The sequence below is a fragment of the Chryseobacterium sp. PET-29 genome (genome assembly GCF_025736815.1).
Taxonomy (GTDB): Bacteria; Bacteroidota; Bacteroidia; order Flavobacteriales; family Weeksellaceae; genus Chryseobacterium; species Chryseobacterium nepalense.
On record NZ_CP107053.1, the window covers coordinates 649879 to 662436 of the forward strand.

At 34.0% G+C, this 12558-nt stretch carries 9 protein-coding genes; 7 read left to right on the forward strand and 2 right to left on the reverse strand.

What is annotated here, in order from left to right; all coding sequences use genetic code 11:
* Positions 1-189: 189 nt before the first annotated feature.
* The gene (locus ODE14_RS02750; RefSeq protein ID WP_263602887.1) at positions 190-1524 is read right to left on the reverse strand and encodes a lipase family protein; all 1335 of its coding nucleotides are present in this window, start codon (positions 1522-1524) and stop codon (positions 190-192) included.
* Positions 1525-2008: 484 nt separating this feature from the next.
* Between ODE14_RS02750 and ODE14_RS02755 the strand changes: the two genes are divergently transcribed.
* The 5 genes from ODE14_RS02755 (at position 2009) to ODE14_RS02770 (ending at position 9215) form a co-directional block, all read left to right on the forward strand.
* Positions 2009-2329, forward strand: a complete 321-nt coding sequence (locus ODE14_RS02755; protein ID WP_263602888.1) for a nucleotide pyrophosphohydrolase — start codon at positions 2009-2011, stop codon at positions 2327-2329.
* Between the two features lie 15 nt (positions 2330-2344).
* The gene (locus ODE14_RS02760; protein ID WP_263602889.1) at positions 2345-4516 is read left to right on the forward strand and encodes a DNA/RNA helicase domain-containing protein; all 2172 of its coding nucleotides are present in this window, start codon (positions 2345-2347) and stop codon (positions 4514-4516) included.
* A 30-nt stretch (positions 4517-4546) separates the two neighbouring features.
* Positions 4547-7729 carry a KAP family NTPase gene (locus ODE14_RS02765; protein ID WP_263602890.1) on the forward strand — a complete coding sequence of 1061 codons (3183 nt, stop codon included), beginning with the start codon at positions 4547-4549 and terminating at the stop codon, positions 7727-7729.
* 128 nt (positions 7730-7857) lie between these two features.
* The gene (locus tag ODE14_RS18720; RefSeq protein WP_412059352.1) at positions 7858-8088 is read left to right on the forward strand and encodes a DUF6161 domain-containing protein; all 231 of its coding nucleotides are present in this window, start codon (positions 7858-7860) and stop codon (positions 8086-8088) included.
* Positions 8089-8528: 440 nt separating this feature from the next.
* Positions 8529-9215 carry a hypothetical protein gene (locus ODE14_RS02770; RefSeq protein ID WP_263602891.1) on the forward strand — a complete coding sequence of 229 codons (687 nt, stop codon included), beginning with the start codon at positions 8529-8531 and terminating at the stop codon, positions 9213-9215.
* A gap of 48 nt (positions 9216-9263) precedes the next feature.
* On the opposite strand, the gene ODE14_RS02775 is transcribed toward ODE14_RS02770, so the two are convergent.
* Entirely contained in the window at positions 9264-9620 is a 357-nt protein-coding gene (locus tag ODE14_RS02775; protein ID WP_263602892.1) for a hypothetical protein, read from the reverse strand.
* Positions 9621-9682: 62 nt separating this feature from the next.
* Between ODE14_RS02775 and ODE14_RS02780 the strand changes: the two genes are divergently transcribed.
* Positions 9683-9940, forward strand: a complete 258-nt coding sequence (locus ODE14_RS02780) for a DUF1294 domain-containing protein (protein ID WP_263602893.1) — start codon at positions 9683-9685, stop codon at positions 9938-9940.
* 368 nt (positions 9941-10308) lie between these two features.
* Positions 10309-12114: a translational GTPase TypA gene (gene typA, locus ODE14_RS02785; RefSeq protein WP_263602894.1), complete on the forward strand. Its 1806-nt coding sequence runs from the start codon at positions 10309-10311 to the stop codon at positions 12112-12114.
* Positions 12115-12558 lie beyond the last annotated feature (444 nt).

The following is a 12558-nucleotide window of genomic DNA, read 5'->3' on the forward strand; positions in this document are numbered from 1 at the left end:
CTGAACGATGCGTGAGGCTCTATAGGAGGGGTGGCTTCGAGTGCCTCAGCCACCTTTGATACATTGTTTTTATCTGATAGTTATATGGAACGATGCCTGAGGTTCCCGAAGGCATCGTTACCAAAGCAAAGCCACCCGTTACAGCAAATCTATAACAGGTGGCTTTTATATGAAATCAATATATCGGCGTTATTTTTCTTCTTTCACTGCGGATTTCATGTCTGATAAGGCATGTTTGGAAATCCAGCCGATGATCTGGGAAATGATTCTTGCAATCATTTCGGCTTCGGTTACAGTAGAAATACCAGGTATTGTTTTGGTGTAGGATGATGGTGTTGGTGGCAAAGGCTGCGGAAGGATCAGTCCGGTAACTTCAGGATTTGAACCGTTGGTCGGAATACCGGAATACATTTCAACATGCTGGATGAACAACTGTTCTACAAAATCCTGTATTGATTTTGGAGGAACATTAATTGCCGAAGTTCCCATGGAATGCTGAAGCGTTCCGGGCAGCGAACTGTTTTGAATCCGGGTATACACAGCACCCGACTGTGTAGAATCTACGATTGCATACGTCTGAAGTGCCAGCAATGAGGCTTCAGTCCAGAAATTGGGTGATGGGCCGTAAAGATCGGCTATCTGTTGCAGATCCTGTTTCTGCCATGCGTGAGGTACGACATCCAGGTCATTCCAGTGCATCGTATTCCAGCTTTGGTAAGGAAGCGATTGCTTTTCCCAGCCGGATGGCAATGCAGGAAATGTATTATTGAAAAGATTGGCAAAATTAGTCTCTCCCGGAGTGGCTCCCGCAGTAGGATACACCAGCGTAAGATCAAAAGCCTCCAGCTTTTTCTGTTCCGTAAGATACAGCGCCAAAGTAGGAGAGAGGGCTCCCGCAAGGCTGTGGCCGCAGAAAATTACAGCAGTATTTTCGGAAAGCTGCACACTACTTAAGAATTGCTCAAGCGTAGTTCCCGGAGCTGCGGCAGTTTCTACAGTCGTAAGTCCCAGAAGATTGCTGATTCCCGTAGCGGTTCCGAGTGAAATATAGGGATCGGTACCGTTGTAATCAGATGGACTGAAACTGGATGGATTATACGTACTCCAATTGACCACCTGTGAAACGGAAAAATCTTCAGATTCCCAGTCGTATAAGGAATCGGGGTTGGTGGCGGCGATGGCTACGACGTAGGTTGGCATTACAGGTCCGCCCGGAAATGCCACGGCATCACACTGCGCTACAAATACGGCATTATCGGAAACATCATCGTTGTTTTCCTGCAACAGAGCAGGGCCCCAAACCAGGTTCCAGCTGCCCAGCACCGGCGTAACCGAAGCATCGGCGATAGAAGGACCGGTCTGTCCCAGAACGGTTACAGGCGGAACATTATTCAGGTAGAAAGAAAGGTCGTATTGCAGCTGTTGCTGTAATTCACTCGCGGTACCTTTGTACCCTGAGGAACGGCCCACAAGGCAGGCCATCCCGAATATCTGCTGATAAGCATCTAATGTTGGATTTGTCATGATATTTTTGTTTTTGGTTGATCGTTTTTGTTGAATGAATGCTGATTATTTATTTTTAAATAACAGAGTAAAGTTCGGGACAAATTGTGATTTGCGAATCCGTGAAAATGACTAAAATGAGGGGTAGGTGTTTGTACGGATGATGTCCTGATCATCGTATGTCACTGTAATATTGTTGAGTAAATCATAATGTCTTTACGGTTTTCAGTAAATAATGATTTTGTTTTTTTATTTATATTTGAAAAAAACTTTTACCATGAAAATTGTTCTTACCGAGCAGAATGCGTTGCTGCAATTCTATAATTCAATTTTTACGAAAATATTAACTTAATGTAGATCTTCAATGTATAATTTACTATTCTATTGATTGCAAATAGTACTGTAAATACTTTAAAGAGTGAAAAGCTATTAATATCTTTGATCATATTAAGGGAGTTTAGTTTTAATAGTCTAAACTTTGATAAAGTTAGAAATTATGGAAAATATGACCACGCTTATAAACGAAATAATAAAATTCAGGAATGAAAGGGATTGGGAACAATTTCATAACTCGAAAGATCTGGCTGTTGCCTTATCTGTTGAGGCTTCAGAACTTTTAGAATTATTCTTATGGAAAGAAAATGAAGATTTTAATATTGATAAGCTTAAAGAAGAATTAGCTGATGTTCTGATGTATGCCTTACTTTTAGCCAATAAGCATGACTTAGATATTCACGAAATTATTTTAGATAAAATTAGAAAAAATGCAGAAAAATATCCGGTTGATAAATCAAGAGGTAATGCAACAAAATATAATGAATTGTAGAATTAATATTAATTTATGAACTTTTCTATTCGACAATATCCTTTTGACAATAATCTGGAATCTGAAATAATTGATAATCATAGAGATTTTCTTAACTGGCCACTCGTCTATTTTTTAGAAGAGAATAAAACTAAAGAGGCTTATGTAGGTGAAACAACAGATGTTCTCAGCAGATTAAAAACACATTCTAAAAGTGAAAGAAAGCAGAGATTAAATACTGTCAATTTAATTTTAAGTGATCAGTTTAATAAATCTGCAACTTTAGATGTTGAATCGAATCTTATCAAATATATTTCTGCAGATGGAACGTATTCTCTGCAAAATGGTAATCTAGGTATTTCAAATCATCAATATTATCAGCAAAAAGAAATCTATTGGGAATTATTTAAGAACATTTGGGGGGAATTAAAAGCCTTAGGTATTGCTAGACATTATCTTCACGATATTGATAATTCTGATTTATTCAAATATTCACCTTATAAATCGTTATCAAGGGAACAGATAAAGGGGCTTAGAATGATTCTGAATTGCCTTCTTGATGATAATGCAAAAGTTAGTCTTATACAAGGAGGTGCTGGAACAGGTAAATCTATTTTAGCTATTTTCTTATTTAAACTTTTAAAAACAAATCTGGGTGATTTTAATGAATCAGATTTTGATGAAAATGATATAGATATTTTTCATTTATTAGAATTGGTAAAACAAAAATATGGCGAGTTAAGTATGGCTCTTGTCATTCCCATGGCTTCTTTTCGCCAGACTATTTCTAATGTCTTTAAAAATATAAAAGGGCTCTCAAGTAAAATGGTCATTGGACCTTCCGAAATTGTAAAGCAAAAATATGATTTGCTAATTGTAGATGAAGGTCATCGTTTGCGAAGAAGAGTGAATTTAGGCTCCTATTTTGGAACTTTTGATAAGAACTCTGAAACTCTAGGTCTTGATAAATATACTTCTTCAGAATTAGATTGGGTACAATTGCAAAGTACAAAGTCAATTATCTTTTATGATCAGTTCCAATCTATTAAACCATCTGATGTTTCAAAGGAAAGTTTTTATGCTTTAAAAAATCTTCCAACGACGCGGAATGAAAAGCTACGAACCCAGTTTCGTGTAAAAGGAGGGAATAATTATGTAAAGTTAATTCATCATTTGTTTGATAGAAATATAAATATTGACGATCCGAAAATTAATATTGGCTTTTATGATTTTAAGTTATTTGATGATATCAATGAAATGGTCAATCAAATACAGTTGAAAGAAGATCAAAAAGGTTTATCCAGAATGATTGCTGGTTTTGCATGGGAATGGATTTCTAAAAATGATAAATCGAAGTTCGATATTGTTATTGAAGATACTTTATTACAGTGGAACAGTACTGATAAAGATTGGGTAAATTCCTCCAATGCAATTAATGAAGTGGGGTGTATTCACACTACTCAAGGATATGATCTCAATTATGCGGGAATTATTATAGGACCTGAATTGGATTATGATTTTTCGACTCAAGAGTTTATTATCTATAAAGACCGGTACAAAGATAAAAATGGAAAGAATTCTATCAACGATTCTAAGGTTCTGCTTGATTATGTGATCAATATCTATAAGACTATTTTGTTAAGGGGGATTGAGGGTACCTATATTTATGTCTCTAATCATAATCTTCGTAAATATTTTTCTCAGTTTATTCCGATCTATCAAGAAAAAGATGAACAACAAGCACCTCTGGAAATCTTGGACGAGCCTACCGAAAACACTGTTCCTTTTTATGATTTGGAAATTGCAGCAGGTAGTTTCTCAGATCTGCAATCCGCAGGAGATGCAAAGTTTATTGAAGTTCATAATCTAAACTTACCCCATGATTATTTTATATGTAGAGTAGTCGGCGAATCAATGAATAAAGTTATTCCTAATGGTAGTTTTTGTCTTTTTAGGAAATATACAGGAGGAAGTAGAAATGGTTTAATTATTTTGGTTGAAGGCAGTGATATTTTTGACAGTGAAACCGGAGCTCATTATACCATAAAAAAATACTCAAGTAAAAAAGCAGTTGATGAAGAAGGGTGGCATCATGAAGAAATTACATTGGAACCCTTATCTACAAAAACTTATCAACCCATTATTTTAAGGGATGAAGAAATGTTGAATTTTAAGGTAATTGGAGTGTTTGTGAAGGTTGTGCGGTAATAAAAAACTAAAACTGATAACTATAAAACTATGACAGAGAATTCTACAAACGAGAAGGTATTAAAGTTTCTGACGAATCAACCTTTAGGTGAAGATTTGTTCGAAAATAAATCACAAGATAAAATAGCGCAAGTAATTAGTGACAAAATTATCAATGATCCAGAATTTAAGATTATTGGCATTGATGGTGAATGGGGTTCTGGTAAAAGTAACTTGGTTAGACTGCTTGATAAAAAACTTGAAAATACTCATAAATTTTTTGTTTATGATGTTTGGGGGCATCAAGAAGATGAACAAAGACATTCAATACTTTCTGAGATTACTGATTTTATAACAATTACTGGTATTGTTAATGGAAAAAATGATTGGAATGAGAAACTAAAAATTCTTACTAGTAAACAGAAAAATACAACTACTACAAACATTCCTCATTTAAGTATTGGTTTCATCATTTCACTATTATTAATAATATATATTCCCACGGTAAATACATTTGCAAAAGGACTGCATTTTTATTGGCAAATTATACTTGTTATTTTACCAATCCTTTTATTGTTTAGTTTATTCATATACTATTATTTAAGATTGAGAAACAAAGGATTAAATGATAAACAGAATAAGTTGACAGCTTTTCAAAGATTTAAAAAGTATAGCTTTGACGCGACACAACAGTTATTTAAAATATATAATAATCAAAAAGTTGATGAAACTAAAATAGAGTTAATTAGTGAAAAAGAACCTACTGTAAAAGAATTCCGTAGTTGGATGAGAGATATTGATTCGGATCTAAATCAAAAAGTTGTTATAGTTTTTGATAATTTTGATCGACTTCCCAAAAGACATATATTAAACATATGGTCCTCTATACATATATTTTTTGCGGAGGAAAAATATAAAAATATTAAAGTCATTATTCCTTTTGATAGAGAGCATATCCAAAATGCCTTTAAAGAATTAAACGGTTCAGATACTAAATTTGGGGATGATTATGTAAATAAAACTTTTGATATTGTATTTAGAATTACTTTGCCAATTATGTCTAACTGGAAAAAGTTTTTTACTGACCAATGGAAAAAAGCTTTTGCAAGCTATGATGAAGATGAATTAAGATTGGTTGTCCAAGTTTATGAGTTCTTAAATCGAAGAATAACACCACGAGAAATTATATATTTTATAAACGAAATACTTACAATCAAATTATTAGACAACAATTTTAAAGAAAGATATGTTGCAATTTTTGTTCTAAAAAAAGACGATATTTTAAAGAATCCTCTAAATGCTATAACAAATTTAGAATACCTAAAAGGTTTACAAGCGTTTTATAGCAACGATAAAGATTTTGCAAAACAACTAACTGCAATAGTTTATCATATTGATGTGGAGAAGGCAATAGAACTCATATATACTCAAGAGTTGAAAGATTCAATGAATAAAAATGATGTAGAGCAATTTAATAAAATATGCAAATCTGAATTTATTGACTCTATCTTCAATTCTGCAATTACCGAACTTGAGATTTTAGAAAATCCAATTTTAACATTATCAAAATTAAATGAGGAAACAAATCTTTCAAAATTACATATTAGTCAAGCGTGGGATTTATTTTATAGTAGGATACTAGGATTGGATATTGGTAGCAAGTTAGAAATTGAAAAATGGCAATTAACTTTATTGAAAAATATTTCTGATGATATTTACTTATCTAAATTACTAGCAAATTATTATACATTAATAGATGACAGTAATATAGAAAATTATGCAGATTTGATAGACGATATCTCAAAAGATTTAGGAGATAATAGAATTAGCGCTACTTTAAATGAAAAACCAATCTCTGCTAGTAATTTTATAAAATTAATTGAATACAAAAGTGATGATTTTGAAAAGTATAAATTTAAGCCAAATTATTATCAACTGGATTTGCATCTCTCTAAATTAACAATTGATGAAATTTTTGAATTAGAGCATACTGATATACTTGCTAAAACTGCAAAATTTAGGCAATATCGAGAATCGCTAAGAACTGCATTGAACAAATTTATAGATCAAAATGATATTGAATTAGCAAATAATACTTTAGTTAAAATAAAAGAAACTGTGAAAGAAGCTGGTGATTTGAAAAACTTATTAGAAGATGTTAAGGTTTATAATATTTATGCTAATAATACTTCATCAGATTTACCAATTATAAACGAATTAATTTCTATGAGAATCGCTAAAGGAAATACATTTAGTTCCTCTTACAAAAGTACTTTTAATAATGTTCTTAATACGGAAGATGAAGAGAGGGCTGGTAAAATTGCACAAATAATTTTGCAGTACATCTCTTATGGTGAATTACTTTTATTATCTAAGACATTTGAAAATGCACCATTGTTTAAACAGATTATTTCGTCAATGTTTCCGCTACCTTCTTTAAAAAAGACAGCAAATGTTATTGATTTAATAAACAAATATCAAGAAATTAAAGAAAGTTTAAAAATAGATGATAGTGAATTATTTATCGAATTAAATAAGTGGGCAATTAATAAGGATAATTTTGACGTTAATAAGCTAGATGATGAATTTATTAACGATTCCATTAAGAATCAGGACTCTAGAATGACAAAAGATTTTTTAGAAGTTTTTAATACAGATTTTAAAAATTTTGACAAAGATACTTATGAGGCTGTTTTTGATAATGAATCAGATGTTCATTTCAAATATTTTGCATATTTAGAATTAAAAAATCTTACTCAGGAGTCCTTAGATGTATATGAAAATAAATTTATTGAATTATTAAAAACTGGTAATACGATAAGTAAACAATGGTGGATCATTTTAAAAGTCTATGATTCGAACAATTCCAATATATCAATTATTAACACATTCAAAAATATTTTAGATGGAATTTTAAACTCATCAATTGTGCTCAACATTGGAAAAGCTAAGAATTTATTACCATACTTTATAAAATATAATTTACTACAAGATAGATTTGATGTATTTAGATTAGTAATAAAAAATGATTTTCTTTCAGATACTACATTCATCGAATTGCTAATTAATAATTCAGATTATATAAAGACAATTTATAGAAATGTCTCGCAACAAGATAAAGATGGTTTTAGAAATTTGTTAAATGAAAAACGAGATGATAATACTAAATTTGAAAAGCTAGCTAAAGCACTAGATATCAGGAGATCCCCTAATGATAAATCTGAGAAAAACTAAAATGAAATACACCGATCCCAATTAGTAAAATCATTCATTCATGATAAACAGCTTAACTCACAGGGAAAAACTCCTTGGACTACTTTAGGTGCGTTAATTTATGTGAATGCGAAAGACAATAACTCTATATTTCTCTAAGTGATAATGTAGATGTATCAGAAGAAGAAAAGAAAATTGTTTTTCAAGGACTTTTCATCCGTTCAGTTACTGGATTATTAAAAGAAGATTCATCACCTGCAATGTCAGGTCTTAATTTTGTTGTGAAAAAATTAAATAAATATTTTTTGAATTCAGAAGAGATTAAAAACATAAAACTAAAAAACTATGAATCAAAAAGCACTCATACAAATATGGGGTAAAGCCAGAAGTGGGAAAACAATAACAATTTAGATTATCAAACACGAATTAGAAAAAAAATACATCAATGTTCATCATACTTATTCGTTGCCTTTACTAAGGGGAGAGATTTATGAAATTTTCAATTGCAACGGTTTTGTAATAGGAATGTCGTCGATGGGTGATGAGTTACAATCCCATCTACGCTCTCATCTGAATAATTGCTTTTTACAATGTGATATCATTATTGCTGCAAGCAGAGTATATAATAACGTAGACAGTTTTTTGCGTAAAGAAGCAAAAAACAATAATTTTAGATTGATAAAAGCAATCAACTACAGAATAAATGATAATAGAACTGTTCAGGATGAATGTAGCCAGGAATCTGCAAAGTACATTGTCGATTTAATCGATAAAATTATGAGGGGTATTATCTAATAAGATTAATGTAGAATTCAATCAGATGGAACAAAATTCTCAATCTTTACTTGATTTTAGGACTGAAGTTGATAAAGCTTATTTAGATTTACAATCTTCGCATTATGCCAAAGAAAAAGCATTTATTAGCAAATGCTTTCAGATGTTCGTAGAAGATCGATTTGATAGAGTTAAACTTCGCTTGCATTTAATAGACTCACTATATTCTACACAAATGAATAAACGTTATTATGGCTTGGAAGAATTGGCAGAAGCATTGGCTCAATATTCTGATGAAGAACTAATTGATGAAGCGACTACATATATAAATAACAAAAAGTCTGAGGTTTTAGAAAAACTATTTTATGAAAAGTATGGTTATAATTCTGTAGGTCAAAAAGAGAAAAAAGCGGTTTCTCTTATTTCTAAATATTTGTATTTTCTTACGGGTTACCAATTTCCTATTTATGATAGCTTGGTAAAAATAGCTTATCCAAAAGTGATTATAGAATATCATATTAAAACTGGCTACAAAAAAATTACAGACGCTAATTTTGTACAGGCATTATCTGAACTTAATCGGCTTTCAGAAATTAATAACTTTGAAAAACTGGATAACTACCTTTGGTATTCACAGAAATTAGAAAGCAATAGTTATTCATTAATTTTTAGTAAAGAAGAGCATTTGAAGAAAATCAAATTAGGAAAGTTCATAGGTAATAGAGTAGGTTAATGCTGAAATAGTTGTTTGATGTTGCTTCGCTTCGCTCGCAATGACCCATCAATTCACCACCCCGCCACCAAAAATCCTCACACCATACTCAGTTCCCAGAAACCTCGGATCCCCATGCTTCTCAGACCAGAAGCCGTCGAGCACATCTTTGTTGATCCAACGATAAACAGCAACCCCTTTATAGATCTTTTGGTCGTCACCTTCGTAGCGGAAGTTGATGACTAAAATGCCGTCTTTGTAGAAGCCGGTGCCGTGCTGTTCGTGGTCGCCGATGAGCCATTCGGCAATGATGCGGTTGTTTTCGTCGAGGGATAAAGTCAGGATTCCCTGGTAGGAACTGCCGCCTGCCTCCTCCTGATTGCTGCCCTGAATGGCATAACTTCCCGCGAGATCCTGTATCGTCATAGATGATATTTAGAATGCAAAGGTAAAAAATCAGGCTCATTTTTTTATCTTAGATTTGCAGCATGTTTTACGCAATAGCAGTCATCAGCATTATCACGTTTATCATCTTCGGAATCGATAAAAGAAAAGCGGTGAAGCACCAACGGCGAATCCCGGAGTCCACCTTGTTGTCCCTGACTTTCTTAGGCGGAACGATCGGAGCTTTGCTGGGAATGCTTGTTTTCAGGCATAAAATTTCAAAGAGATCATTTTTGTTGAAGTTCGCATTAATCGTCCTGATTCAGGCTCTGTTTATCTATTTTATCTTTTTAAATGCATAGCCATAAACCAAGCTTCGACGTAACCAAATGTTGGACTATTCAAATAAAGAGTTCTTAAAGAAAAAAATCAAAGATGTTAAACTGTTGTATTCTTTTACCTGTTGAATAACTTTATCAAAGTCTTTGTTTCTTTTGCGGTAAAAATTAATTAGGTAGCATAAACAAGAGCTCCCGGCTTATTAAATATCAAAGATATTCTTAGACTCCTTATAAAATCTTAATGTTAAAAATCAGCATTATAAAAGTTAATCTTTAAACACTATTATATAAATTTACAAAACACCCTCATTATGAATTTGTTAATTAACACAACTTATTAGCAAGTATTTCATTAAAAATCACTACTTTTGCACCCGTAAAAATCTTTTATGCAAAACATTAGAAATATTGCGATCATCGCACACGTTGACCACGGGAAGACCACATTGGTTGACAAGATCATCCACGCTACCAATATTTTCAGGGAAAATCAGGAGAGTGGGGAGTTAATTATGGATAACAACGACCTTGAAAGAGAAAGAGGAATCACGATCTTATCCAAGAATATTTCTGTTACTTATAAAGACACGAAAATTAATGTAATCGATACACCGGGTCACGCCGATTTCGGGGGAGAGGTAGAAAGGGTATTGAAAATGGCAGACGGGGTAATCCTTTTGGTGGATGCCTTCGAAGGACCGATGCCACAGACCAGATTCGTACTTCAGAAAGCACTGGAATTAGGATTAAGACCATTGGTGGTTATCAACAAAGTAGATAAGCCGAACTGTCGTCCGGATGAGGTTCACGATCAGGTATTTGATCTGTTCTTCAACCTTGACGCTACCGAAGAGCAGTTGGATTTCCCAACGTTCTACGGATCATCAAAACAGGGATGGTTCAACACTTCATTGGAGCAGACTGAAGATATTTTCCCTTTGCTGGACGGTATCCTTCAATATGTTCCTGAACCGAAAGTAACGGAAGGAAACCTTCAGATGCAGATTACTTCTCTTGATTATTCTTCTTTCTTAGGAAGAATTGCCATCGGGAAAGTAACAAGAGGCGAGCTTAAAGAATCCCAGTGGATCGGACTGGCTCAGGCAGAAGGTAAAATTGCAAAAGGAAAAGTTAAAGAACTATACGTTTTCGAAGGTTTAGGAAAGAAAAAAGTAACTGAAGTTCAGGCAGGTGATATCTGTGCTGTTGTAGGTTTCGACGCTTTCCAGATCGGAGACTCTTTCGTGGACCTGGAAAATCCTGAACCATTGGAAAGAACGGCGATCGATGAGCCTACCTTGAACATGACGTTCTCTATCAACAATTCACCTTTCTTCGGGAAAGACGGCAAATATGTTACCTCTAACCACCTGAAAGAAAGATTAACCAAAGAATTAGAGAAAAACTTAGCATTAAGAGTACAGCAGACCGACGATGCCAATACTTTCCTTGTATTCGGTAGAGGGATCCTTCACTTATCGGTTTTGATCGAAACCATGAGAAGAGAAGGGTACGAAATGACGATCGGTCAGCCACAGGTTATCCTTAGAGAAATCGACGGAGTAAGCTGTGAGCCTTACGAATCTTTGGTAGTAGACGTTCCTGAAGAGTATGCTTCAAGAGTAATCGATCTGGCTACCCAGAGAAAAGGAGATCTTCACATTATGGAAACGAAAGGCGAAATGCAGCATATGGAATTCGAAATTCCTTCAAGAGGTCTGATCGGATTGCGTTCCCAGATGCTAACCGCTACCGCCGGAGAAGCCATTATGGCGCACCGTTTCACGGAATACAAGCCTTTCAAAGGAGCCATTCCGGGAAGAAACAATGGGGTGTTGATCAGCAAAACCCAAGGTCCTGCAACAGAATATTCCATCAACAAACTACAGGACAGAGGTAAGTTCTTCGTAGATCCGGGAGAGGAAATCTATGCAGGAATGATTATCGGAGAACAGAACAAACCTGGAGATCTTGTGGTAAACATCGTTGAAGCAAAACAGCTGAATAACATGAGAGCTGCGGGTAAAGATAAAGATACCGGTGTTGCTCCGAAAATCTTATTCTCACTGGAAGAATGTATGGAATACATCCAGGCTGATGAAGCCATCGAGGTAACTCCGAATTTCATCCGTATGAGAAAGAAACTCCTTTCCGAAGAAGAAAGAAAAAAAGTGGAAAGATCAGCAAAAGCCTAATCCCACTTTCACTAATATCAAAGCTCCGAATTCCGGAGCTTTTTTTGTTTAAATAATACCTATATAAAATCTGCGCCATCCGTTAAATCAGCGGGAGAATAAAACTTAGCTTTCTTTCTGTAGCATTTTATCTCTTTGCGCTCTTCGCTGAGTGAAACGCCTTTGCGCCCTTAAAAACATTTAGTAGTCAAAAAAAACTCTTCGCGCTCTTTGCGTTAAAAATACATTACGATATCAAGATGCTTCCAGCATGACAATCTCCTGATAAGTAAAGGTTAAAAAAAATCTGCGCCATCCGTGAAATCAGCGGGAGAAATTAAAATACATTACTTTCTAAAATTCTCTGCACTCTTCGCTAAGTAGAACGCCTTTGTGCCCTTAAAAACACTTAGTATTCAAAAAACTCTTCGCGCTCTTTGCGTTTAAAAATACATTACGATATCA

Bases quoted from the DNA above. Each gene is read 5' to 3' on its own strand.
- ODE14_RS02750 (WP_263602887.1), bottom strand. From the start codon at position 1,524: ATGACAAATCCAACATTAGATGCTTATCAGCAGATATTCGGGATGGCC.
- ODE14_RS02755 (WP_263602888.1), top strand. From the start codon at position 2,009: ATGACCACGCTTATAAACGAAATAATAAAATTCAGGAATGAAAGGGAT.
- ODE14_RS02760 (WP_263602889.1), top strand. From the start codon at position 2,345: ATGAACTTTTCTATTCGACAATATCCTTTTGACAATAATCTGGAATCT.
- ODE14_RS02765 (WP_263602890.1), top strand. From the start codon at position 4,547: ATGACAGAGAATTCTACAAACGAGAAGGTATTAAAGTTTCTGACGAAT.
- ODE14_RS02770 (WP_263602891.1), top strand. From the start codon at position 8,529: ATGGAACAAAATTCTCAATCTTTACTTGATTTTAGGACTGAAGTTGAT.
- ODE14_RS02775 (WP_263602892.1), bottom strand. From the start codon at position 9,620: ATGACGATACAGGATCTCGCGGGAAGTTATGCCATTCAGGGCAGCAAT.
- ODE14_RS02780 (WP_263602893.1), top strand. From the start codon at position 9,683: ATGTTTTACGCAATAGCAGTCATCAGCATTATCACGTTTATCATCTTC.
- typA (WP_263602894.1), top strand. From the start codon at position 10,309: ATGCAAAACATTAGAAATATTGCGATCATCGCACACGTTGACCACGGG.